At 67.5% G+C, this 22,294-nt stretch carries 19 protein-coding genes; 9 read left to right on the top strand and 10 right to left on the bottom strand.

The genetic code is table 11. From position 1 onward, the window contains the following. Positions 1-67 precede the first annotated feature (67 nt). The 5 genes from H4O11_RS06190 to def form a co-directional block, all read right to left on the bottom strand. A complete protein-coding gene (locus H4O11_RS06190; protein WP_182338846.1) occupies positions 68-1,273 on the bottom strand; it encodes an O-antigen ligase family protein in 1,206 nt (401 codons plus the stop codon). A gap of 204 nt (positions 1,274-1,477) precedes the next feature. Continuing rightward, positions 1,478-3,199 (bottom strand): ArnT family glycosyltransferase, encoded by a 1,722-nt coding sequence (locus H4O11_RS06185; RefSeq protein ID WP_182338530.1) that lies wholly within the window; start codon positions 3,197-3,199, stop codon positions 1,478-1,480. Positions 3,200-3,223: 24 nt separating this feature from the next. Next, positions 3,224-4,498, bottom strand: coding sequence for a 16S rRNA (cytosine(967)-C(5))-methyltransferase RsmB (rsmB, locus tag H4O11_RS06180; protein ID WP_220466641.1), 1,275 nt, complete (start codon positions 4,496-4,498; stop codon positions 3,224-3,226). Between the two features lie 61 nt (positions 4,499-4,559). After that, on the bottom strand, positions 4,560-5,483 hold the full coding sequence (gene fmt, locus H4O11_RS06175; RefSeq protein WP_182338528.1) for a methionyl-tRNA formyltransferase: 924 nt from the start codon (positions 5,481-5,483) through the stop codon (positions 4,560-4,562). Positions 5,484-5,604: 121 nt separating this feature from the next. Next, a complete protein-coding gene (gene def, locus H4O11_RS06170; RefSeq protein ID WP_182338527.1) occupies positions 5,605-6,117 on the bottom strand; it encodes a peptide deformylase in 513 nt (170 codons plus the stop codon). A 132-nt stretch (positions 6,118-6,249) separates the two neighbouring features. On the opposite strand from def, the gene H4O11_RS06165 reads away from it, so the two are divergent. From H4O11_RS06165 to H4O11_RS06125, 9 genes are all read left to right on the top strand, one after another. Further along, the gene (locus H4O11_RS06165) at positions 6,250-7,389 is read left to right on the top strand and encodes a LysM peptidoglycan-binding domain-containing protein (protein ID WP_182338526.1); all 1,140 of its coding nucleotides are present in this window, start codon (positions 6,250-6,252) and stop codon (positions 7,387-7,389) included. Between the two features lie 93 nt (positions 7,390-7,482). Next, positions 7,483-8,652, top strand: coding sequence for a DNA-processing protein DprA (gene dprA, locus H4O11_RS06160; RefSeq protein WP_425506009.1), 1,170 nt, complete (start codon positions 7,483-7,485; stop codon positions 8,650-8,652). Continuing rightward, the gene (locus tag H4O11_RS06155; protein ID WP_182338524.1) at positions 8,649-9,122 is read left to right on the top strand and encodes a DUF494 family protein; all 474 of its coding nucleotides are present in this window, start codon (positions 8,649-8,651) and stop codon (positions 9,120-9,122) included. Before dprA ends, H4O11_RS06155 begins: the two co-directional genes overlap by 4 nt. A 39-nt stretch (positions 9,123-9,161) precedes the next feature. Beyond that, positions 9,162-9,896, top strand: a complete 735-nt coding sequence (locus H4O11_RS06150) for a pilin (RefSeq protein WP_182338523.1) — start codon at positions 9,162-9,164, stop codon at positions 9,894-9,896. Between the two features lie 55 nt (positions 9,897-9,951). Beyond that, complete coding sequence (locus H4O11_RS06145) at positions 9,952-10,881, top strand: RDD family protein (RefSeq protein WP_182338845.1); 930 nt, start codon at positions 9,952-9,954, stop codon at positions 10,879-10,881. 191 nt (positions 10,882-11,072) lie between these two features. Further along, positions 11,073-13,553 (top strand): DNA topoisomerase I, encoded by a 2,481-nt coding sequence (locus tag H4O11_RS06140; RefSeq protein ID WP_182338522.1) that lies wholly within the window; start codon positions 11,073-11,075, stop codon positions 13,551-13,553. A 95-nt stretch (positions 13,554-13,648) separates the two neighbouring features. Beyond that, a complete protein-coding gene (gene tsaC / locus H4O11_RS06135) occupies positions 13,649-14,209 on the top strand; it encodes an L-threonylcarbamoyladenylate synthase type 1 TsaC (protein ID WP_182338521.1) in 561 nt (186 codons plus the stop codon). A gap of 77 nt (positions 14,210-14,286) precedes the next feature. After that, positions 14,287-14,994, top strand: a complete 708-nt coding sequence (locus tag H4O11_RS06130; RefSeq protein WP_182338520.1) for a DUF4124 domain-containing protein — start codon at positions 14,287-14,289, stop codon at positions 14,992-14,994. 22 nt (positions 14,995-15,016) lie between these two features. Further along, positions 15,017-15,679 carry a DUF4124 domain-containing protein gene (locus H4O11_RS06125; RefSeq protein ID WP_182338519.1) on the top strand — a complete coding sequence of 221 codons (663 nt, stop codon included), beginning with the start codon at positions 15,017-15,019 and terminating at the stop codon, positions 15,677-15,679. Positions 15,680-15,752: 73 nt separating this feature from the next. On the opposite strand, the gene H4O11_RS06120 is transcribed toward H4O11_RS06125, so the two are convergent. From H4O11_RS06120 to H4O11_RS06100, 5 genes are all read right to left on the bottom strand, one after another. Further along, positions 15,753-16,529, bottom strand: a complete 777-nt coding sequence (locus H4O11_RS06120; protein ID WP_182338518.1) for an SDR family oxidoreductase — start codon at positions 16,527-16,529, stop codon at positions 15,753-15,755. Positions 16,530-16,840: 311 nt separating this feature from the next. Further along, positions 16,841-18,763 (bottom strand): signal peptide peptidase SppA, encoded by a 1,923-nt coding sequence (sppA, locus tag H4O11_RS06115; protein WP_182338517.1) that lies wholly within the window; start codon positions 18,761-18,763, stop codon positions 16,841-16,843. Between the two features lie 132 nt (positions 18,764-18,895). Next, positions 18,896-20,260: an MATE family efflux transporter gene (locus H4O11_RS06110; protein WP_182338516.1), complete on the bottom strand. Its 1,365-nt coding sequence runs from the start codon at positions 20,258-20,260 to the stop codon at positions 18,896-18,898. Between the two features lie 137 nt (positions 20,261-20,397). Further along, positions 20,398-20,976, bottom strand: coding sequence for a DUF3106 domain-containing protein (locus H4O11_RS06105; protein WP_182338844.1), 579 nt, complete (start codon positions 20,974-20,976; stop codon positions 20,398-20,400). A gap of 84 nt (positions 20,977-21,060) precedes the next feature. Continuing rightward, positions 21,061-22,062 (bottom strand): hypothetical protein, encoded by a 1,002-nt coding sequence (locus tag H4O11_RS06100; protein WP_182338515.1) that lies wholly within the window; start codon positions 22,060-22,062, stop codon positions 21,061-21,063. Positions 22,063-22,294: the final 232 nt, after the last annotated feature.

Genomic DNA, 22,294 nt, shown 5'->3' with positions numbered 1-22,294 from the left:
CCGTCAGGCGCACGTTCGGATCAGGGCGCCCCGCAGGGAGCTGGCACCCGCCGGGCAGGGCCCGGCGCTACCGGGCCGACCTCAGCTTGTGCTGCAGCCCTTCCAGCTGCGACAGGCCGGCCAATACACCGACGATGGATGCATAGAAGCTGGCGGTGATCTGGTGCGCGAACATCGACTGGGTAAGCCCGCACAGCACGTAACAGACCACGATCATCACCCCGGCAGCCGCCGGTCCGCGGAAGGTCGCGCGACCGCTGCGACGATGCAGCCACAGGAACAGCCAGAACGGAACGCCATACACGGCCAGCAGCAGCAACGCGCCGGGAACCCCCTGGGTGGCGCCCCATTCGGCTAGATCGTTATGCGCATGGCCCAGGTGGCAACGCGCCTCGGACGGGTTGTCGCGGCATTCCGGCAGGCGCTGCATCGCGTTGTCGAAATGCCCCACGCCCACGCCGGTCAACGGATGCTCCAGGAACGTATCCCAGGCCACCTGCAGCCGCTCCACGCGCGCACCGGCAGATGAATCGGTGTCGCCGCGCTCCAGCCGCTGCACGTCGCTGTGCAGTTCGGTCAGCCGTACCTGGTGGCGCAGCTCCGGAAAGCTCACCACCGCGACCACGGCGACGCCCAGCAGGGTCGCCAGCACCATCAGCCGCAGGCGCAGCGTGCGCCAGCGCAGGGTAAGTGCCATGACCAGCAGCACGGCCAGCAACGCCAGCAGCGCACCCCGGCTACCGGTCAGCACCAGGGCGGCCATGCCTGCGGCCAGCGCCGGCAATCCCCATGCCCAGCCGCGCACGCCGTGCGGCCGGCAGAACAGCGCCAACACCAGCAGCATCACCACGATGTCGGCCAGCACGATGGCATTGGTGAACAGCTCGGCGCGCGGCGCACCGCCCAGCACCTGCTGCAGCGACAGGCCGAACACCAGCAGCAGGCCCAGCAGCGCGCCGCGCCACAGCCAGCGCAACTGCAGGTTCAGCGCAAACGCCCACAGGGCGATCCATGGCATCACGACAAAGCGCGAACGGTTGTCCACGTCCCGGAAGCCGTGCTCGAACAACACCATCGAGACGGCCCCGGCGGCGAGCACCGCCAACATCAGCCAGGCCAACGTGCGCACGGGGCGGCCCGCCTCGCCACGCGCACGCCACAACAGGTCCGGTGCCAGCAGCGTGCTGGCCAGCAGCAGCAGGCCAAAGGGCAGCAGGTTGATCGGCACCGACACCACCAGCGCCGGCAGGCACACCAGTCCCAGCTGCCCCATGCCACGGGCAATCCGCGCGCGCGCGCCTTGCGGCCGCAGCGGACGGGCGGTGTCGGCGGCAGAGTCGAAAGGAGGAACGTTCACGGGCGGGTCATGGCATCAGGTTGGCGGCTGGGAGGATTCTGACCATTGCTGACCGAACCCGTGCTGTCGACGACAGCGCCGGCCATTGTGCACGGACAGGCAACGCCAGTCAGGATCGGGTCATTCATCGACTTGCCGGGCCTGCATCGCATGTTCGCGGGCCCGTTCCTCTGCCGTGGGTTCGCAGGGCCCGATCACCGCATCGGCGCGCACCAACCACCAACGGCGGCGATTGGCGATGCCGGCCAGTTCGATGCGACGGCGGTCCACGCAGGCCAGCAGCGCGTCTTCCTGCACCAGCAACCACCGGTTTTCCGGGGAGCGGGCCTGCCAGTCCACGCCCTCGCGCAGTTGCACGTCCCACTTCTTCTGGAACCCGAAGGTAACGGCCGGCCGGTCCGCCATCAGCAGGTTCTGCTCCTTCCACGCAACCAGCCCCAGTTCGGCGTCCGCGCCGATGCGCAGCCCCGCGTTGTGCATCAGGCCGCGTGCGGAGCTGGAATCGTTCAGCAGGGGGTAGCCGACCAGGCTGTACAGCACCCAGACCACGGTCAACGTGGACAGCACGGCCACATGCGCGCGGCGACGCCCCCAGGCGGCCAGGCTGACCACGCCCCAGCAGCCCATGGCGATGGCGGCCCACGCCAGCGACGCCGTCACCGTGCTGTCGATTCCGCGCGATCCCATCAGCTTGCTTTCAAAGCCCGGCTGCCCGGTCAGCACCGCGATGCCGGCACCCAGCGTCAGCATGGCCACCAGTGCGGTGAAAACGGCCAGCGTCCACTGGAAGCTGCGCTTGCGCAGCAGTCCCGGCAGCAGCGGCGCCAGGGCCAGGCAGAACATCGGCAGCGACGGCAGGATGTAGACATCGCGCTTGCCATCGGGGATGGAAAAGAACAGCACGATCAGCGCCCACCAGCCCAGCAGCAACAGGTATCGCGGATCCCGCCGGCGCAGTCGTCGCCACCACGCCGGGATGGCCCACGGCACGGCAAGGAACGCCGGGATCCACATCGATGGCATGGTGCCGAGGAAATACCACCAGGGCTGATGGTGGTCCCACGATTGCGAGTAGCGCTTGGCCGTCTGCCGGAACAGGATGTCGTCCATGTAGGCGCGATATTCCGCCGATCCGGTCGACAGCGCCGTGACCACCATCGGCAGCAGCCACAAGGCGATGGCCAGCAGGAACATCAACGGCCCCAACCAGAACCGCCAGCAGCGTACATGCAGCGTCACCCGCGGCCAGCCCCACCACGAGGCGAGCGCCGCCGGCAGCAGCATCAACAACGCCACCACGCCCACGCCCTTGGTGATGACCCCCAGCCCGGCAGCGAACCAGCCCAGCCACCACCAGCGCCACGCAGGCCCAAGCAGCAGGTGGCGCAGCAGCCCGTAATTGGCCAGGGTGATGAAGAACACGATCAGTGGATCGATCTGCGCCTTCTTCGCCTGGAAGGTGAAATGCAGCGCGAACAACAGCGACCACGCCGCGTACAGCCCCACCCGACGCGTCCACAACCGACGCCCCAGGTCATGGACACAGGCCAACGTACCCAATGCCGCCAGCAACGACGGCAACAGGAACGCCACCCGCCAGTTGCCGATCAGCTCGTAAAGGGTGGCCTGCCACCACATCAGCATCGGTGGCTTGTCCGAATACAGCTCCAGGCCACGATGCGGAAACAGCCATTGCCCGCTTTCCACCATGTGCCTGGCCACCAGCGCGAAGCGCGGCTCGTCCGATGGCCAGGGGTCCCGCAGGCCCAGGCCCGCACCCAGCACCAGCAGTGCCATCACGATCAACAACCAGGTTTCGCGGGAAGCGCGTGTCTTCAGCATGGGCACGACGACGTAGGAAAGGGATCAGGCGTTTTTTAGCAGACGCGCATAGAAAAAGCCGTCTGCATCGTCTTCACCGGGAAGTCGCTGACGTCCGATACCTGCGCAATCGATGCCAAAACCGTCATCCAGCGCATCGGCCGTCGCATCCGCATGCCACTTCAGGAACGCCTGCACCTGGTCGACATTCTCGGCCCGCAGGATCGAACAGGTGGCATACAGCAGCACGCCGCCGGGCCGCAGCATCGACCAGCAGGCTTCCAGCAGCCGCGCCTGCACGCCTACCAGGGCCTCCACGTCGTCCGCACGCCGATGGAACATGACATCGGGCTGGCGGCGGATGATGCCGGTGGCCGAACACGGCGCGTCCAGCAGGATCGCATCGAACGGCACACCGTCCCACCATGCCCCCGGGTCGCTGGCATCGGCCGTCCTGACCTGTGCATCGGCGCCTACGCCGGTACGTGCGAACGTGTCCTTGACCCGCGCCAGGCGGCGCGCATCGATGTCCAGTGCCAGCAGCCGCAGCGAAGGATCGCGCTCCAGCAGGTGCGCGGATTTTCCGCCCGGCGCCGCGCAGGCATCCAGCACGCGGGCCCCGGCCGGCGGTGCCAACGCATCGGCAGCCTGCTGCGCGGAAAGATCCTGCACGGACAGAGCGCCTTCGGCGAACCCGGGCAGTTGGCTGACAGCCACCGACGTCGCCAGCCGCACCGCGTCGGCCCCGGCGGTGCTGGTCTCGGCGGCGATGCCGGCCTGTTCCAGCGCCGCCATCACCTGGCCACGATCGCCATGCTGGCGGTTGACCCGCAGCCACAACGGAGCCGGCTGCAGGCTGGCGGCAAAGATCGCCTCGGCCTGCGCCGGCCAGTCACGTTCGATGGCGTCGGCCAGCCAGGCCGGGAATGCATCGCGCGCCGGCTGCATCGGGAAGCCTTCGCGCTGCGCGCGGCGCAGGATCGCATTGACCAGCCCGGCCTGCCGTTCCCGGCCGAGTGCACGCGCCGCATCCACCGTCGCCGACAGCGCGGCATGCGCCGGCAGCGCCAGCACGTCCAACTGCGCGAAGCCGACCATCAGCAGCGCGCGCAGGTCAGCATCGCGTTCGGCCAACGGCTTCTGCATCCATGAAGCCAGTGCCGCGTCATACGTACTGCGCCGGCGGAGCACGGCAAAGCACAGCGCCTCCAGCAGCGCGCGATCGCGACTGTCATCCAGCTTCGGCAGTGCCCAGGCCAGTTCGGCCTTCAGGGAGCGGCCGCGGGTGAACACCTGTGCCAGCACGCGGGCTGCCAGCATGCGCGTCGCCGCACCGGGCGCGGCGTTGGAAAGGGGAAGATCGGTCTGCCTGCTCACCGGCTCAGGCCCCTGCACGCAGGTCGCGACGCGCGTTGAGGTAGTCGGCGGCGGTGATCGCCTTGCCACCTTCGCGCTGCAGCACCCGCAGGCGCAAGGCGCCCTGGCCACAGGCAATGTCGATGCCTTCGCGGGCTGCGGCGATCACCGTGCCCGGCGCGTGGCCGCCATTGTCATCCAGCGCCACCGCGCCATGGATGCGCACGCGCTCTCCGGCCAACTGCGCTTCGGCGATGGGCCACGGATTGAACGCGCGCACCGTGCGCGCCAGCGAAGCAGCATCCGCGCTCCAGTCCAGCTTCGCCTCGGCCTTGTCCAGTTTGTGCGCGTAGGTCACGCCCTCGGCCGGCTGCGGCTGGGCGATCGGCTTGATGCCTGCACGCAGCAGGCCCAGCCCGTCGGACAACACCTGCGCGCCCAGCTCGGCCAGTTTGTCGTGCAGTTGGCCACCGGTATCGCTGGCGGCAATCGACAACGTCTGCTGCAGCAACACCGGGCCGGTGTCCAGGCCAGCCTCCATCTGCATCAGGCAGACGCCGGTCTGCGTGTCACCAGCCTGGATGGCCCGCTGGATCGGAGCCGCACCGCGCCAGCGCGGCAGCAGCGAGGCATGCACGTTCCAGCAACCATGCGCAGGAATGGCCAGCACCGCCCTGGGCAGGATCAGGCCATAGGCCACCACCACCATCAGGTCCGGTTGCAGGTCGCGCAGCTGCTGCTGGGCGGCTTCGTCCTTCAGCGACTCCGGCTGGTACACCGGGATACCGCGGGCCACGGCTTCCAGCTTGACCGGCGACGGCGCCAGCCCGCGGCCACGACCTGCGGGACGATCCGGCTGGGTGTACACCGCCACCACTTCATGGTGGCGCGCGGCCGCGCGCAGCGACGACACCGCGAACTCCGGCGTACCGGCAAAGACAATCCTCATGGCTTCCCCACTTGCAGATGGACGTGCAGATAAAAAAATGGGCGCCGGTTCGCGGCGCCGCAGGGCCCGCGCGCGGGCCTTGACGAGGGGCGCCGCAGCGCGCGGCACCCCATCGGCGTGGTCATGCGACGTGCTTGCGCGCCTTGGCCAGCTTCTTGCGCACCATCTCGCGCTTCAGCGGCGACAGGTAGTCGATGAACAGCTTGCCTTCCAGGTGATCCATCTCGTGCTGCACGCAGATCGCCAGCAGGCCATCGGTGCCCAGCTCCTGCGGCTGCCCCTGGCGGTCCAGGAAGCGCACGATGATGTGGTTGGCGCGCGTGACGTCGGCGAAGATGCCGGGCACCGACAAGCAGCCTTCCTGGTACACCTGGCCACCTTCCTGCTCGATGATCTCCGGGTTGATGAAGACCATCGGCTGGTTCTTCTCTTCGCTGACGTCGATGACCATGAAGCGTTTGTGCACGTCCACCTGGCTGGCGGCCAGGCCGATGCCCGGTGCGTCGTACATGGTCTCGAACATGTCGTCGAGCAGGGTCTGGAAGGCCGGCGTGGTGACTTCGGCGGGGTCGATCAACGCGGCCTTGGTGCGCAGGCGCGGATCGGGAAACTCGAGAATGGGGAGCATTGCCATGGCAGTAATCGTCTGGTGGGGGCCGGGTTGCGCCGACCTGCGTTGCAGATTCTATCGCCAACGCTTGCCCTGCGCCCCGGTTTCTGGACTATAGTGCGCCAACCTGTTGGGGAATCAGGGCTGACCACTCCTATGTTGTTACGAATCCGCACGGTCGTCGCCGCGGCGATGTTGACCGTTGCCGCCTATGCTACCGCCGTCGAAATGAATGACGGGCACCCGACCACCTATGTCGTCCAGAAGGGCGACACGTTGTGGGACATCTCTGCACGTTTCCTGAAGAAGCCTTGGCTTTGGCCGGAGATCTGGCAGGCGAACCCGCAGGTGGCCAACCCGCACCTGATCTATCCGGGTGACGTGCTGAGCCTGGCCTACCTGGACCGCGTCGTCGCGCGCCAGGAAGCCGGCCCGCGCCAGGAAGCGCCGATCACCGGCATTCCATTGTCGGAAGTAGAGCCGTTCCTGAAGGAACTCAGCGTGGTCGACCGCATCGACCACCTGCCGTATGTCGCCGGGCTGGAAGACAACCGCCTGCGCGCCACCGCCGGCCAAGTCGCCTATGTGCATGGCCTGGAACAGGCAGCGGTGGGCCAGCGCTATGCCGTAGTGCGCCCGACGGTGCGCTATGCACTGCCGAAGCCGACCGAAGACCTGACCGCGAACGGCAAGGTCACTCCGGGCAGCGGCAACCTGTGGAAGGACTTCACGGTGCCCAACAAGCGCCCGCACCAGGTGCTGGGGTATGAACTGGCGAAGGTCAACGTGGGCACGGTGACCCATCTGCCGGGCGGCGGCGTCGACGTGGCCAGCCTGGCACTGCAGGGCAATGGTGATGGCCGCGAGGTGCGTGCCGGTGACCGCCTGGTGCCGGTCGAAGCCACCCCGTACGACCTGCAGTTCTTCCCGCACGTTCCCGCGCCGGGCACCGAGGGACTGGACGTGCGCGTGCTGGCGGTGACCGACATGTTCCTGTCCGGTGGCCCGCGCGATGTCATCGCCATTTCCGCAGGCAGCGTGCAGGGCGTGGACAACGGCACGGTGTTCTCGCTGTGGCGCCAGGGCAGCCATGTGAAGCACCTCATGAAGCGCCCCGACTCGTCGCAGATGGACGACGCACGCGTGGACAGCAATTCACGGCTGAGCCTGCCGGACGACTATGCCGCGCACGCAATGGTGTTCCGCACCTTCGACAATGTCAGCTATGCGCTGGTGATGCAGGGCGTGAAACCGGTCCAGCTGGGCTACAGCGCGCGCCACCCGGACGCGCGGTAACGGCTGCGACCGGCCGTCGGGTCGGCAACCTCCGACAGCATGCTGCAACGGCGCCCTAGGGCGCCGTTGTTGTAACCAGCGCACGCTATGCGCATGAACGCAGACACAGTTGCCCTCCTTACCTTGATCCTGGCCGGCGGGTCACTGGCCCCACGCCGCGCGCTGGCGCGTTCACGCCCCACGCTCGCCTCGGCGATCAATGCCGGACCCGTCGCCTGGCGCCAGGCCGGCTGCTCGGCGGCGCAGCAGAAACGCTTGGCGGCCCCCGACCACGCGTTGCTGGAGACCGGACTCGATTGGCTGCAACGACCGGACCATCATCTGCTGGCGCTCGATGACCCGCGTTTCCCGCCGCTCCTGCACGACATTCCCGAACCGCCATTGGCACTGTTCATACACGGTGATCCCTCCCGGCTGTGGCTGCCGGCCGTGGCGGTGGTCGGCAGCCGCTCCCCAACGCCCAGCGGACGGGCCCTGGCTGCGGAATTCAGCCGTGCATTCGCACAGGCGGGCATGGCGGTGGTCAGCGGCCTGGCCGCAGGTATCGATGCCGCCGCCCACCAAGCGGTGCTTGAGGTAGCAGGGGTCACCGTGGCCGTGATCGGCAATGGGCCGGACAGCGTCTATCCCCCCCATCACCGGCGCCTGCAGGCATCGGTGGCGGCGCTGGGCGCGGTCGCCAGCGAGTACCCGCCCGGCACACCCGCGCGGCCAGCTTATTTCCCGGCCCGCAATCGACTGGTCGCCGGGCTGTCCCTTGTGACCGTGGTGATTGAAGCGGCCAATCGTTCTGGGGCGCTGATCACCGCCCGCCTTGCTGCCGAGGCCGGCCGCGAGGTGTGCGCCCTGCCGGGTTCGGTGCGCAATCCACGTGCGGCCGGCTGCCATCGGCTGATCCGCGACGGGGCCGCCCTGGTCGAAACGCCGGACGAGGTCCTGGCGCTGGTCGCGCCGGCGTTGGCCCACAGCCTGCCCGCCTTGCAAAAGCACCTCCATGCCCCCACTGAACAGGGACGGCGAGCCCACCTCCCCGCATCGCTGGCGTCCGAGCCCGACTACCAGAACTTGTGGAAAGCACTGGACCACGACCCAACCCCTATGGATTCATTGATCACGCGATGTGGATTGACGGCCGCGCGGCTGTCCTCCATGCTGCTGGCCATGGAACTGGCGGGTATCGTGGTGTGCGAACACGGCCGCTACTGTCGAAACCCTGGTTTCCCAACCTCTACAGCGTCGTTGACGCAGGCCGAGGGGCAATGAAAGAGAGCATTCTCGATGTGCTGCTGTACCTGTTCGAACACTATTTCAGCGAAGACGCTGATCTCATCCGCGACCGCGACTCCCTGCAGAACGGCCTGATCCAGGCGGGCTTCAGCCCAGCCGAAACCGCGAAAGCCTTTGATTGGCTCGATGCCTTGGCCGCCCAGCGTCCCGGCGTGTCGCAGGCGCGCGTGGATGGCCCGGTGCGCATCTACCATGGTCCGGAGCTGGACAAGCTGGACGTGGAATGCCGCGGATTCATCCTGTACCTGGAACAGCACGGCATCCTCGACGCCGACCAGCGTGAGCTGGTGCTGGACCGCGCCATGGCACTGGACCAGGACGAACTGGACCTGGACGACCTGAAATGGGTGGTCCTGATGGTGCTGTTCAACCAGCCCGGCTCGGAAGCCGCCTATGCCTGGATGGAAACGCAGATGTTCATGGACGAGCCAGAACCCCTTCACTGAACGTACACTGCTCTCCCTGCGCATACAGGGGACGTTCACGTGAGCGAGTGGTTCCATGCCGAGGGCAATCGCCAGATTGGCCCGGTCTCGGCTGAAGACATTGCGGCCCTGTTCCGGGAAGACCGGATCGGCCTGGAAACGCTGGTCTGGCGCGACGGCCTGCCGGCCTGGCAGCCGCTGCACAGCGTGGCCGACGAACTGGGCCTGACCGCCGTGCCGCCTCCGCCGGCGGCCCACCTGGAATCCACCCCACCGCAACTGCCACCGGCCGTTCCACTGCCCTCCAGCCCTTATGCGGGCCCGCCGTCGTCGATCCCGGTGCCGCCACGGAAATCGGGACTGTCCGGCTGCGCGCTCACCGCCATCATCGGCGGCGGCGCGCTGGTGGTGCTGGTGCCGGTCTGCGCGATCCTGGCTGCCATCGCACTGCCGAGTTACAACGACTACGTGATCCGCTCCAAGGTTGCGCAATCCATCAGCGCCCTGCAGCCGCTGAAGCTGCAGGTACAGGAATTCAACGCACGCCAGGGGCGTTGCCCGACCGGTACCGATCCTGGCTTTCCGGGCCACGACCAGTTCATCGCGCAGGGTTTCTCCAGCGTCCAGTTCGGGCGCTTCGAAAACCGCCACTGCGGCATCGAAGCCACCCTCGCCACCGGCAAGTCCACCATCGATGGCGACCTGCTGTGGCTGGAGTTCGACCCCGATGCGACGCGCTGGGAGTGCAGCGGCGAAACCGAAGACAAATACCTGCCCGTGGATTGCCGCGGCTGAAAGCCGCAGACTGCCGCGTGAGAAACGTTTCCAAGGATGACCCAGAGGGATGAAGATGACTGAGTGGTATTACGCCGAAGGGCAGCAGCGCCAGGGCCCGGTTCCCGAGCAGGAGATCCGCCAGCTGTTCCAGCGCGGCCAGCTGACCCTGGAAACGCTGGTATGGCGCGAAGGCATGGCGCAGTGGGCCGAACTGCGCACCAAGGTCGATGAGCTGCAGTTGCAGGAACTGGCGACAGTGGCGGCCGAACCGAGCACCGGCTTCGACCTGCGCGGCGACTATGCGGCCATCGACAATGGCACCGCTCCGTTGCCCGGCACCGGCCCGCTGAGTGCCTCGCCGTACAGCGCGCCTGCGTCGGATGGCGGCTATGTGGATGGTCGCCCGGTGGCAGGCGGCGAGGTGGTCTATGCCGGATTCTGGAAGCGGCTGGCCGCCTACCTGATCGACTACGTGATCCTGACCGGCTCGTCGATGATCCTGGGTGCCATCGCCGGCCTGGGCATCGGCGGCGCAGCCAGCTTCGCCGGCGGCGGATCGTCGGCAGCCGAAGTGGCGGGCCAGCTGGTCGGCGCGCTGATCGGCTTCGGCATCAGCCTGGCCTACTACGGCTGGTTCCACGCCTCCAGCGGCGGCGCCACCCCGGGCAAGATGGCCATCGGCATCAAGGTGGTGCGCAGCAATGGCGAACGCATCACCCTGGGCCGGTCGATCGGCCGCTACTTCGGCACAATCCTCAGCAGCCTGACCCTGTTGATCGGCTACATCATGGCGGCGTTCACCGAGCGCAAGCAGGCCCTGCACGACATGCTGTGCGACACCGTGGTGGTCGACAAATGGGCGTTCACCGACCAGCCGCAGCTGCAGCGGCGGGACCTGGGCGCAGTGGCCATCGTGGTGCTGGTGCTGGGCGGCATCGGGGCCATCGGCCTGCTGGCGATGATGGTCGCGGTGATCGGCATGATCGCGAAAATGGCCAGCTGAGCTGGCAGCGGATCCGGCGTGGGCGCTTGACAGGGCGCTCACGGCGTGATTCCTCTAATAAGAGAAAGCTGAACGCCCGGCCCACCCCCGGGCGTTCAACTTATGTAATTCGGCCGGGTCGCTTCACTAATGCGCCCATTTGCTCCACCCTAGCGGCCCTTCCCCCGGCCGTGCGCACAGAAACCGACACCATGCCAAAGCACCTGCTCATCGTCGAATCGCCCGCCAAGGCCAAGACGATCAACAAATACCTCGGCAAGGACTTCACCGTCCTGGCCTCGTATGGGCACGTGCGCGACCTGATTCCGAAGGAAGGCGCGGTCGACCCGGACAACAACTTCGCGATGCGCTACGACGTCATCGAGAAGAACGAAAAACACGTCGATGCCATCGCCAAGGCGGCCAAGGGCGCCGACGACATCTTCCTGGCGACCGATCCGGATCGCGAGGGTGAAGCGATCAGCTGGCACATCGCGGAGATCCTCAGGGAGCGGGGGCTGGTCAAGGACAAGCCGATGCAGCGCGTGGTGTTCACCGAGATCACCCCGCGGGCCATCAAGGAAGCGATGAACCAGCCGCGCGCCATCGCCGGCGACCTGGTCGACGCCCAGCAGGCGCGCCGTGCGCTGGATTACCTGGTCGGTTTCAACCTGTCCCCGGTGTTGTGGCGCAAGGTGCAGCGTGGCCTGTCCGCGGGCCGCGTGCAGAGCCCGGCGCTGCGCATGATCGTCGAGCGCGAGGAGGAGATCGAAGCCTTCATCGCCCGCGAATACTGGTCCATCGCCGCGGCATGCGCGCATCCCTCGCAGCCGTTCAACGCCAAGCTGATCAAGCTGGACGGGCAGAAGTTCGAGCAGTTCACCGTGACCGACGGCGACACCGCCGAAGCCGCGCGCCTGCGCATCCAGCAGGCCGCGCAGGGCGCGCTGCACGTCACCGACGTCGCCAGCAAGGAGCGCAAGCGCCGCCCGGCGCCGCCGTTCACCACTTCGACGCTGCAGCAGGAGGCCTCGCGCAAGCTTGGCTTCACCACCCGCAAGACCATGCAGGTGGCGCAGAAGCTGTACGAAGGCGTGGCCATCGGCGAAGAAGGCACCGTCGGCCTGATCTCGTACATGCGTACCGACTCGGTCAACCTGTCGCAGGACGCACTGGCGGAGATCCGCGACGTGATCGCCCGCGACTTCGGCATCGCCTCGTTGCCCGACCAGCCCAACACCTACCAGACCAAGTCCAAGAACGCGCAGGAAGCGCATGAAGCGGTGCGTCCGACCTCTGCGCTGCGCACCCCTGCACAGGTGGCGCGCTACCTCACCGACGACGAGCGCAAGCTGTACGAACTGATCTGGAAGCGCTCGGTGGCCTGCCAGATGATCCCGGCTACCCTCAACACCGTCAGCGTGGACCTGTCCGCCGGCAGCGACCACGTATTCCGCGCCAGCGGCACCACCGTGGTAGTGGCCGGCTTCCTGGCCGTGTACGAGGAAGGCAAGGACACCAAGAGCGCCGAGGACGACGACGAAGGCCGCAAGCTGCCGGCGATGAAGCCCGGTGACCGCGTACCGCTGGAACGCATCATGGCCGACCAGCACTTCACCCAGCCGCCACCGCGCTTCACCGAAGCAGCGCTGGTGAAGGCACTGGAAGAATATGGCATCGGCCGGCCATCGACCTACGCCTCGATCATCCAGACCCTGCAGTTCCGCAAGTACGTGGAAATGGAAGGCCGCAGCTTCCGTCCGTCCGATGTCGGCCGTGCGGTGTCCAAGTTCCTGTCCAGCCACTTCACCCAGTATGTCGACTACGACTTCACCGCCAAGCTCGAAGACGAGCTGGATGCGGTGTCGCGCGGCGAAGAGGACTGGATCCCGTTGATGGCCCGCTTCTGGGGACCGTTCAACAAGCTGGTGGAAGAGAAGAAGGAATCGGTCGACCGCGCCGAAGCCAGTGGCGCGCGCGAGCTCGGCACCGATCCCAAGACCGGCAAGCCGGTCAGCGTGCGGCTGGGCCGGTTCGGGCCGTATGCCGCCATCGGCAGCACCGCCGAGGATGCCGAAGAGAAACCGAAGTTCGCGTCCCTGCGCCCCGGCCAGTCGATGCACACCATTTCGCTGGAAGACGCGCTGGAACTGTTCCTGATGCCGCGTGCGCTGGGCCAGGACAACGGTGAGGACGTCAGCGTAGGCATCGGTCGTTTCGGTCCGTTCGCCAAGCGCGGCAGCACCTATGCCTCGCTGAAGAAGGAAGATGACCCGTACACCATCGACCTGGCGCGTGCGGTGTTCCTGATCGAGGAAAAGGAAGAGATCGCGCGCAACCGGATCATCAAGGAATTCGAAGGCAGCGATATCCAGGTATTGAACGGCCGCTTCGGCCCGTACCTGAGCGATGGCAAGATGAACGGCAAGATCCCGAAGGACCGCGAGCCGGCGTCGCTGACCCTGGCCGAAGCACAGCAGTTCATGGAAGAAACCGGCAAGCCGGTGCGCAAGGGCTTTGGTGCCAAGAAGGCCGCCAAGAAGACCGCGACCAAGAAGACGGCCGTCAAGAAGGAAGCAGCACCGAAAAAGGCCGCGGCCAAGAAGGCAACCAAGAAGACCGCCAAGAAGGCGGTGAAGAAAACGGTGAAGAAAGCAGCCAAGAAGGCCGTGGCGAAGAAAGCCGCGCCGTGAGGCGATAGCGCCGGGCCATGCCCGGCGAGGGACAACCGCACGCCGGGCATGGCCCGGCGCTACCCGGCGTCCCGATGCAGGCGGATAATGCCGGCATGGAAGAGCTCACCCTGGATACCGCCGTCGCCCGCCTGCATGCAGGCGGCGTCATTGCCTACCCCACCGAAGCCGTATGGGGCCTGGGCTGCGACCCTGCCCACCAGATGGCCGTGCACGCCCTGTTGGCATTGAAACAGCGTCCGGTGGAAAAGGGCATGATCCTGGTCGCCGCCGACCTGGAGCAGTTGCAGGGCTGGGCACGGCTGCATGACCTGCCCGACGAACGCCAGCGCGAAGTGCTGGCCAGCTGGCCGGGGGCCAACACCTGGATCCTGCCGGCCGGGCCACGTGCACCGGAATGGATTACCGGCGAGCACAGCGGCCTGGCCGTACGCATCAGTGCCCATCCGCTGGTGGCGGCACTGTGCCGGGCCTGGGGCGGACCGCTGGTGTCCACCAGCGCCAACCTGGCGGGCGCCCCGCCTGCGCGCACCCGCGAGGAACTGGATCCGCGCCTGCTTGCGGTGCTGGACGGCGTGCTGGATGGCATGACCGGCGGGCTGGCGCAGCCAACCCCGATCCGCGATGCCCTGAGCGGAAACGTACTGCGCTCCTGAGCGCCACCGTGGCCCCCGCGATGACGATGGGGCGCATGGCTGGCGCGTGCGCCGGCAATACCGCACGATGGAGCATCATGCGCCTGAGCCCTGCCCTGTTGCTCCTGGCCCTGCCACTGGCAGCCCACCCTGCGCCACCCACCAGCGATGGCCTGCGGGTCTACCGCTGTGTCGGCAGCAACGGCACGGTGAGCCTGCAGGACAGCCCCTGCACCAGCGGACGCCAGCAAGTGCGGGAAATGCAACGCCCGCAGGATCCGCCACAGCGCCAGGCCAGCACCGATACGGTCATCACGCCCGCCGCCGCGTCGGCGCAGGCACCGCGCGAGATCCGCCATGTCTACATCCTGCCTCCGCGGCCGATGTACGAGTGCACTACCGACGAAGGCCAGCGTTACGTCAGCGACAGCAACGAAGGCAACCCGCGCTGGGTGCCGCTATGGGCCAGCGCCTGGGTACCCGGCGGACACCGCGGCTGGCGCGGCGGATCGGGCCTGCCGCCGGTGCGCGCCGAAGGCCGGGATGGAGTCGGTAGCGACCATGGCGCTGCCCCGGGCCTTGGCCATCGACCACCCGCCATCGGTGTCGGCTTTCCCGCCGGCAACGTCCTGGTGCGCGACGCCTGCCATGCGCTGCCACCGCAGGAAGCCTGCGCACGGCTGCGCGACCAGCGCTGGGAACTGGACCGCCGCTACAACAGCGCGCTGCAGGGCGAACGCCAGGACATCACCCGGGAACAGCGTGGCATCGATGCGCGGCTGGACCAGGACTGCGGTGGCCGTTGACCTGCGCCGCTACAATCTGCGCATGAACACTTGGATCTACCTGGCCGCCCTGGCGCTGGCCGTCCCAGCCTTCGCCGACCAGGCGGTGGTGTTCCGCTGCACCAACGCCGATGGCGAGGTGGCCCTGCAGGACGGTCCCTGCCCTTCGGGCAGCACGCAGGTCATCCAGCGCCGGGGGGCATCGTCGGTGTCCACCGCCTCCACCTCGCTGGGAGAAGAGAAACCCAACGCCGTGCTCGACAGCGATCTGCTGCCGGCCCTGCAGGACGGCCAGCAGGCCACCGACGGCGACGCCATACTCGACAGCGACGTGGTGCGCGCCCGGGCTGCTGCGCAGGCCGGAACGGCACCGCCGAAACCTCCGCTGCCGGACATCTATCGCTGTGTTGGCCGCGATGACAGCCAATACCTGCACGAGTTCGAGCCCGCGCCACCGCGCTGCGTTCCGCTGGCGCTGACCGGCCTGGGTGGCAGCGTGGCCCCCGGCAATGCCGCCAGTTGCGAAGTGCAGCGCGACACCTGCACGGCCCTGGACGAGCAACAACGCTGCGGCGGTTGGCAGCAGCGCCTGCGTACTGCGCGCGGACAGGAACGCTTCGCTGCGCCGGACAACCAGGCAGCGGCGACAGCCGAACGCGAGCGGCTGCAGGCGGTGCTGGAAGCCAGCGACTGCCCGGTACCCTGATCATGGCGCCGCGCCATGCCCGGCGAACGCAGTCCATCGCAGCCACCCAAGGCCCGTAACGCGCCGCCCTGCATCAGAAGCCGTAGCGCAGGAACCCGCCATCCACGGCGATGCATTCGCCGGTGACGTAGCTGGCGGCCGGCAGGCACAGGAACCCCACCGCTGCGGCGACCTCTTCCGGTTCACCGATGCGGCGCATCGGCGTGCGGTCGATCACCTGCTCGTAGTAATCCGGATCCGACAGCGGCCCGGACGTGCGCCGCGTGCGGATGTACCACGGCGCCACCGCATTGACCCGGATGCCATCTTCGGCCCATTCCACGGCCAGGTTGCGCGTCATCTGGTGCATGGCGGCCTTGGTCATGCCGTATACCGCGCCACTGCGCACATGGGTCAGCCCGGAGACGCTGCCGACATTGACGATGGCCGACGCCGCATGCCGGGTCAGCAGGGGATGCGCATAGCGCGACAGCTCGAACGCCGAAAACAGGTTGGTTTCGAAGATGTTGCGCCACTCCTCCTCGGTGTAGTCGATCGCCGGGCGGGTGATGTTGCCGCCGGCGTTGTTGACCAGGATATGCAGGCCATCGGCATGGTCTTCCACCCAGTCCAGGATCTCGCGCCGGTCCTCGTCATCGGACACGTCGGCGGCCAGGGCATGGATCGCCTGTGCGGGGTACTCGTCGGCCAGGTCATCGCGGGCGCTTTCCAGCATGTCGATGTCGCGGCCCACGATCATCACGTCGGCGCCGAAGCCGAGCAGTTCACGGGCGATCGCCAGCCCGATGCCGGCACTGGCACCGGTGATCAGCGCGGTCTGCCCATCCAGCCGCCATCGCTGCGAATTCACGTTTGTTTTCTCCTTGCCGGGCACTGCCCACCGAACGATGGCACAAGCATAGCGCCCGACGCCGCCCGGCGAACCGGTCGCGGTTACGTGCCACACTGGCGGCGTCGCCACCCGCGGAGAAGTCCGATGCATGCCATGAAAGCAAGCGCAGGGCTGGTCATCCTGCTACTGCTGGCCGCCTGCCAGCGTCCCCCGGTCCCGGCCCATGACAAGCCGCCCGAGCCGCAGGCCCACGCAGCAGGCACGCACGAAAAAGGGGACGGAGGGAATTAATTGAAATTAATTCCCTCCGTCCCCTTTTTTTCGTTGCATCAGAAGCCGCAGAAGCAGTAAGCCAATGCCTTCACCGGCGTGCCGTTGCCCTGCTCGCGCACGGCGTTCTCGACGAAGCGCAGCTGGGTGTCCACTTCCGGCATCGTGCGTGCCAGCACCATCCGGCCCACGCCCGATTCGGCCAGCATCCACGCACCGGCATGGCTGCCGGCGAAACCGCTGACGAACTGCGCGAACGGCGTGGCCGCCTTTTCGATGTAACGCACGCGGTACTTGTCGTCGGCACCGAGCTTGGCCCGGCCCGCAGCGTCAGCCACCGCGTCCTTCAGGCCGCCGAAGGCGTCGACCAGGCCGCGCTCCTTGGCCTGCGCGCCTGACCACACCCGGCCGCGCGCGACTTCGTCCACCGCCTCGACCGGCTTCTTGCGGGCTTCGGCGACGCGACCGGTGAAGTCAGCGTAACCCTTGTCGATCACCGACTGGATCACCTGCCCGACTGCCGGGTCCAGTGGACGGGTCATGTCGAACGCACCGGCAAACCGGGTGGTGCCCACGCCATCGGTGTGCACGCCGATCTTGTCCAGCGCGCGCGCCACGTTCGGCACCATGCCGAAGATGCCGATCGAACCGGTGATCGTCGATGCGTCGGCGTAGATGCGGTCGGCATTCATGCTGATCCAGTAACCACCGGATGCGGCCAGGTCGCCCATCGACACCACCACCGGCTTGCCAGCCGCCTGCAGCGCCACCACTTCGCGGCGGATCTGCTCGGACGCGAAGACTTCACCACCGGGCGAGTTCACGCGCAGCACCACGGCCTTGACGTCATTGTCGTCGCGCGCTTCGCGCAGCAGGGCCGACGTGGACTCGCCACCGATGCGTCCAGCCGGCAGGTCACCACCGCTGATCTCACCGGCGGCCACCACCACCGCCACCTGCGGACGCGAATCCACCGGACGGCGACGCGCGTCCAGCTGTGCCAGGTAACCCCCCAGGTCGACGTTGCGGAAGCCACCGTCTGCATCGTTGTCGGCCACGCCGCGTTCGATCATCAGCTCGTCGAATTCCTCCCGCGTCTTCAGGGCGGTCACCAGCTTCTGCTGCAGCGCGAACTTGGCCAGGTCGCCACCGGCGGCGGCCACGCCCTCGGGCAGCGTATCGATGCCTGCGGCCAGCTGGCCCGGATCCAGCCGGCGCGCCTTGGCGATATCGCCCAGGTAGCGCTGCCATACGTCGTTCATCCAGTACAGGTCGGCTTCCTTGGCCTGCGGCGAAGCAGCGTCGAGCACGTACGGTTCGGCGGCGGACTTGTACTCGCCCACCTTGAACAGGTGCACGTCCACGCCCAGCTTGTCCTGCAGGCCGGTGCGGAAATACTGGCGGTAGCGGCCCAGGCCTTCCAGCAGCACCGCGCCCATCGGGTCCAAGTAGACCTCGTCGGCCTGCGCGGCCAACAGGTATTGCGACTGGCCCATGCTTTCGCTGTAAGCCACCAGTTGCTTGCCCGATGCGCGCAGCTGCTGCAGTGCGCCGGCTACTTCGCGCAGCGAAGCAAAGCCCGACGGCTGCAGCTTGTCCAGCTCCAGCACGACGCGCTCGATCTTCTTGTCCTCGCGTGCCGAATCGATCGCCCGGACCAGGTCACGCAGCTGGATTTCCTCCGCACCGCGATCGCCCATCGCCTTCGCCAGCGCGCGGCTGACCGGGTCGGCACTGAACTGCTCGACCAGCCGTCCTTCCGGCGCGATCACCAGCGTAGTGCGGTCCTGCAGCGACTTGCTGGCACCGGCCCCCATGCCCGCAGCCACGACCAGGGCAACCAGCACGAGGAACAACAGGCCGAAGAACAGCACGTTGAGGATCAGCCTGCGGGTGAAATTCATCACGTCCCACAGCCCGACGAAGAAGGCGGCGACTGGATTGCGGCGCGCCGGGGGCAGCGGTGGCACGGTTTGGTTCATGGGGTGCTCCGGTTGGCATCTTGCCGTGGAAATTGCAGGGTCAGCATAGCGGTTGCGCTCGTTCGCAGCATCGGACACAAGTAAGGGGGACGCACAGGGCGTCCCGTGACGCAACCCTCACGCCACGGGGGTTCAGGACAGCAGCGATTGGCCGGTCCGCGCACTGCTGTGGTGCAGCCGCCAGCCCATCAGGATGGCGGCGGCGGTGAGCCCGACGATCAGCCCGATCCACATGCCCTGGGGTCCCATGCCCAGGCCGAGGCCCAGCCATGCGCCCAGCGGCATGCCCAGCCCCCAGTAAGCGAACATGGCGATGAACATCGGCACGCGGGTGTCTTTCAGGCCGCGCAGTGCACCGGCCGACAGCACCTGGATGCCGTCGGGGAACTGGAAGGTGGCCGCGTACAGCAGCAACGTCGAGGCCAGGCCGGCTACCGCCAGGTCGTTGGTGTACACGCCGACGATCGCATCATGGCCAAACAGCAGCACCAGCGCCGACAGCGTCTGCGTGCCCATGATGATCGCATAACCCGCCCAGGCCGCTCGCCGCACGCCGAACCCATCACCGCGGCCGACCGAGTGGCCGACGCGCACGGTGGTGGCCTCTGCCACGCCCATCGGGATCATGAAGCACAGCTGGGCCACGTTGATGGCGATCTGGTGCGCGGCCGCTTCGTTGGCGCCGAGCCGGCCAATGAGCAGCGCAGTGACGATGAACAGTCCACCCTCCATCAGCACGGTGATGCCGATCGGCAGACCAGTCCGCAGCAGGTCCCATATGGCGCGCCAGCGCGGCCCTTCGAAGTGGCTGAACAGCTGCAGGTGGGCAAAACGCCTGGTCTTCCACAGGTAGGTGGCAAAGCACAGGGCCTGCAGCCACATCATCACCGCCGAGGCAAGGCCCAGGCCTTCGGCCCCCATCTCCGGAAACCCCAGCTTGCCGTTGGCCAGCACGTAGCCCATCGGCGCAAGCACCAGCAGGCCGCCGAAGCCGATCAACATGGTCGGCATCGTCCAGTGCATGCCCTCGCTGAGATAACGCATGCAGAAATAGAGCGTGAGCGCCGGGCCGCCCCAGCGCACTGCGTGCAGGAACGCGGTGGCGCCCGGCACGATGTCCGGCGCGATGCCGAACGCGGGCAGCAGCGGCGGCACCACGCTTAGGAAGGTGAACATGATCAGCCCCAGCCCCAAGGCAAGCCACAGGGCCTGGCGGAACAACGGGCCGATCTCGCGCTCACGGCCGGCGCCATGCAGCTGCGACACCGAGGCGGTGAGCGAGATCAGGGTGCCGATGGGGATCAGCATCGGCAGCCACAGCAGCGCCGTGCCGATGGTCACCGCCGCCAGCGTCTGCGTGCCGTGATGGCCGGCAATGACATTGTCGACGAAGGAGATCAGGCCGGTGGAGACGTGGCCCAGCACGAGAGGCAGGGCAAGCAGGCCGGTGGCGCGCACTTCCTGGCTGAAGCGCGGCGCGGGGGATTCAATGGACATGGTGCTGCAGGGGCCGTCAACTGCGGCTGCGCGCGAAGGGCACAGGCACCGGGTTGCGGGGGCGTCATGTTACCTGACGCGGCTACCGGTGCGGCATGGGTCGTCACTGCCTGCCCACCCACACGCTGCCTGCAGCGTCAGTGGCCTACCTGCCGTGCCAGCCAGGCATCGCGCTGCGCCGGTGCCACCGCCAGGAATTCGGTCCGTACGGCGTCGCGCTCCTGTGGAGGCGTGCGTTGCGCCACCAGGGTCAGCTGCGACACCTGAGCAGGGTTCAGCTGCCGCAACACCGCCAGGGTGGCCTCGCGCTGTTCGGCAGGCACGAAGCCGAACATGCCCTGCAGGCGGCTGAAATGTTCACCCAGCAACGGGCCCAGCCGCCATCCATCGCGGAAAGCCTGGTCCTGGGCATTGAACTGCTCGCGCAGCGATTGCTGCCTGTCCGCAGGCAGCGCCTGGAAACGCGCGGCGGCGGTACGCACGCGCTGGCGCTCGCCTTCGCCCATGGCCCGCCATGCCGCGTACTGCATGCGGCGTTCGCGCTTCTGCGCCGGGCTCAGTTGTCGCCACTGCGGAACCGCCGGCCCGGATGGCAACGGCGACACGCCGGCCGCCTGCACGGGAATCACGTTGCGGTCCGGCGTGGCCATGGCCGCAAAGGCCGGCAACAACGCGGCCAGCAGCAGGCAAGGGAGGCGAGGAGAGACGAAAGACATGGTCAAAGCAGAATACACCGACGGGTTTGGCAGTGCCGACAGCGACGGCGTGGTCAACAGCCGTTGCATGCGGGCCTGCATCGATCATTCATCAGCAGCGGTGGTCTCCAGCGCGCTGCTGGCCGGCTCGGGCCGGCTCGGCCTGGCCTGCGATTCGTCCACCGGCAGCGGCCCGCCGGCAGCCGACCAGGCATGCAGATCGGCATCGGCCAGCAGTGCGAAGTCGGCATCGGCCAGCATCGCCGCGTCTTCGGTCGCCATCGGGTCATCGCCGGCAGGCGCCACCTCCGGCGCAGCCCGGTCCAGCGCCTCCACCGTGACCGGGCCGGCTTCACCGATCGCACCATCAGGCACGGCGGCAGCCGTATCGGGCGCGCTGGCCTGCCAGTGACGCCATCCGAGCGCCAACAGCAGCATCACCGCGACCGTGGCCAGCAGGATCACCGGCCCCTTCCACCGCCGTTGCTGCGAAGGCCGCCGCCGTGGACGCGCCGGCTCCGCACGCACATCGGCATTCGGCGCGCGCCAGCCCTTGGGCACATCGTCCTTCCTGCCGGCGGCCACCGGCTGCTGCAGCTCCTTCAGCCGCTGCGCCGGCAATTCACGGATGCGCTGCTGTACCCGTTCCGCCAGTTGCCGCCAGCCCTGCGCGTCAGGGACGCCCTGGGCATCACGCGGGCAGGCCACGGCCAGCGCCTCCTGGTAACCGTCCACGTCGGTATCGAGCAACCGCGCCGCCGTGTCCTCGTCCAGCCCGGCACCGACCCGCAACAGCAGGGCCAGGCGCACCAGCGGGTCCAGCGTGCCGAGGTGCAGCAGTTCGCCTTCCCAGCGTCCACTGGGGGTTTCGCGCAGCGCCTGGCGGGCCGACAACAGCGCCCAGAAGCGCGGGGGCCACTGTGCCATCGGCAGGTCGCTGGCAACGGCAGCGAAGGCGCGCATCACCGCGACCAGTGCCTGCTCGGCACGCGCCGCATCGCCGGTCTGCAGTTCGGCGACCACCAGCGCACGCCGCTCGACACCTCGAAGAAACGCCGACAACGCACCGGCCGCGGTTGGGGAAACAGAAGCGGACGCAGCCGTCATTGGGTACTCCAGGAATTCACGCGGAATGATAGCTGCTACCAATAACGGCGCGGAGGACTTGCGCTGATCAGGGGATCGTGCTCCACGTTGTGCACAGCATCACGAACCGCACGCCCTGCAGGAGCTCCCACCGGTGAATTCGCATGTTTCAGCGATATTTCACACGCATGCTATTGATTTAAAACAATAATATTATGTGGCGATTTTTTGACCAATGAAGGTTCGACTCTGA

Origin of the sequence: Stenotrophomonas tumulicola, assembly GCF_014117215.1 — a bacterium.
In the GTDB taxonomy this organism is placed as follows: domain Bacteria; phylum Pseudomonadota; class Gammaproteobacteria; order Xanthomonadales; family Xanthomonadaceae; genus Stenotrophomonas; species Stenotrophomonas tumulicola.
The sequence above is the reverse complement of the archived record's forward strand: the minus strand, read 5'-3'. Positions and strand labels throughout refer to the sequence as shown.

Bases quoted from the DNA above. Each gene is read 5' to 3' on its own strand.
- H4O11_RS06155 (WP_182338524.1), top strand. From the start codon at position 8,649: ATGAAAGAGAGCATTCTCGATGTGCTGCTGTACCTGTTCGAACACTAT.
- tsaC (WP_182338521.1), top strand. From the start codon at position 13,649: ATGGAAGAGCTCACCCTGGATACCGCCGTCGCCCGCCTGCATGCAGGC.
- H4O11_RS06125 (WP_182338519.1), top strand. From the start codon at position 15,017: ATGAACACTTGGATCTACCTGGCCGCCCTGGCGCTGGCCGTCCCAGCC.
- fmt (WP_182338528.1), bottom strand. From the start codon at position 5,483: ATGAGGATTGTCTTTGCCGGTACGCCGGAGTTCGCGGTGTCGTCGCTG.
- dprA (WP_425506009.1), top strand. From the start codon at position 7,483: ATGAACGCAGACACAGTTGCCCTCCTTACCTTGATCCTGGCCGGCGGG.
- H4O11_RS06100 (WP_182338515.1), bottom strand. From the start codon at position 22,062: ATGACGGCTGCGTCCGCTTCTGTTTCCCCAACCGCGGCCGGTGCGTTG.
- H4O11_RS06165 (WP_182338526.1), top strand. From the start codon at position 6,250: ATGTTGTTACGAATCCGCACGGTCGTCGCCGCGGCGATGTTGACCGTT.
- H4O11_RS06105 (WP_182338844.1), bottom strand. From the start codon at position 20,976: ATGTCTTTCGTCTCTCCTCGCCTCCCTTGCCTGCTGCTGGCCGCGTTG.
- H4O11_RS06110 (WP_182338516.1), bottom strand. From the start codon at position 20,260: ATGTCCATTGAATCCCCCGCGCCGCGCTTCAGCCAGGAAGTGCGCGCC.
- H4O11_RS06145 (WP_182338845.1), top strand. From the start codon at position 9,952: ATGACTGAGTGGTATTACGCCGAAGGGCAGCAGCGCCAGGGCCCGGTT.
- sppA (WP_182338517.1), bottom strand. From the start codon at position 18,763: ATGAACCAAACCGTGCCACCGCTGCCCCCGGCGCGCCGCAATCCAGTC.
- H4O11_RS06130 (WP_182338520.1), top strand. From the start codon at position 14,287: ATGCGCCTGAGCCCTGCCCTGTTGCTCCTGGCCCTGCCACTGGCAGCC.
- H4O11_RS06185 (WP_182338530.1), bottom strand. From the start codon at position 3,199: ATGCTGAAGACACGCGCTTCCCGCGAAACCTGGTTGTTGATCGTGATG.
- H4O11_RS06140 (WP_182338522.1), top strand. From the start codon at position 11,073: ATGCCAAAGCACCTGCTCATCGTCGAATCGCCCGCCAAGGCCAAGACG.
- def (WP_182338527.1), bottom strand. From the start codon at position 6,117: ATGGCAATGCTCCCCATTCTCGAGTTTCCCGATCCGCGCCTGCGCACC.
- rsmB (WP_220466641.1), bottom strand. From the start codon at position 4,498: ATGCTGGCAGCCCGCGTGCTGGCACAGGTGTTCACCCGCGGCCGCTCC.
- H4O11_RS06190 (WP_182338846.1), bottom strand. From the start codon at position 1,273: ATGGGGCAGCTGGGACTGGTGTGCCTGCCGGCGCTGGTGGTGTCGGTG.